General features: G+C 67.5%; 1 protein-coding gene. It reads right to left on the bottom strand.

Features of this window, described 5'->3' with window-relative positions:
* Positions 1-9: 9 nt before the first annotated feature.
* A partial coding sequence (locus tag HZ321_RS21480; protein ID WP_483295046.1) for a phosphohexomutase domain-containing protein occupies positions 10-870 on the bottom strand: 861 nt, incomplete at its 5' end.

Here is an 870-nt window from a genome sequence, read left to right as displayed (position 1 = left end):
GTCCCGCCCTCAGATGGTCTGGTTGTAGTCGCCGACTTCCGGGCTCTTCCGGAGCACGGCGTCGACGGCCTTGAACATGGCGTGGAGGCGCTCCTCGGAGACCGGGCTTTCCACCACGACGACGAGTTCGGGCTTGTTGGAGGAGGCGCGGACGAGGCCCCAGGTTCCGTCCTCGGCGGTGACGCGCACGCCATTGACGGTGGTGAGGTCGACGATCCGCTGCCCGGCAAGCGGCTCGCCGGCGGCCTTGATCGCCTCGAAGCGGGCGACCACCTGGTCGACCACGCCGTACTTCACCTCGTCGGCGCAGTGCGGGCTCATGGTCGGCGAGCCCCAGGTCTTGGGGATGTCGCGGTAGAGGTCCGCCATCGACTTCGCCGGGTTGCGGTCGAGCATCTCCAGCACCGCGATGGCGGTGACCAGGCCGTCGTCGTAGCCGCGCCCGACCGGGGCGTTGAAGAAGAAGTGGCCGGATTTTTCGAAGCCCGCCAGCGCGTTGAGGTCGCGCACCCGCCGCTTGATGTAGGAGTGGCCGGTCTTCCAGTAGTCGGTCTTGATGCCGCGCGCCTTCAGCACCGGGTCGGAGTGGTAGAGCCCGGTGGACTTGACGTCGACCACGAAGTTGGCGTCCGGGTGGACGGAGGAGAGGTCGCGGGCGAGCATGACGCCGATCTTGTCGGCGAAGATCTCGTTGCCCTCGTTGTCGACCACGCCGCAGCGGTCGCCGTCGCCGTCAAAGCCGAGGGCGAGGTCGGCGCCGTGCTCGGTCACCGCATGCGCCATGGCATGCAGCATCTCCATGTCTTCCGGATTGGGGTTGTAGCGCGGGAAGGTGTAGTCGAGGTCGCAGTCGAGCTCGATCACCTCGGC

The organism is Chthonobacter albigriseus, from assembly GCF_013839445.1.
Taxonomy (GTDB): Bacteria; Pseudomonadota; Alphaproteobacteria; order Rhizobiales; family Pleomorphomonadaceae; genus Chthonobacter; species Chthonobacter albigriseus.
This window is presented reverse-complemented; position numbering and strand designations above follow the sequence as displayed.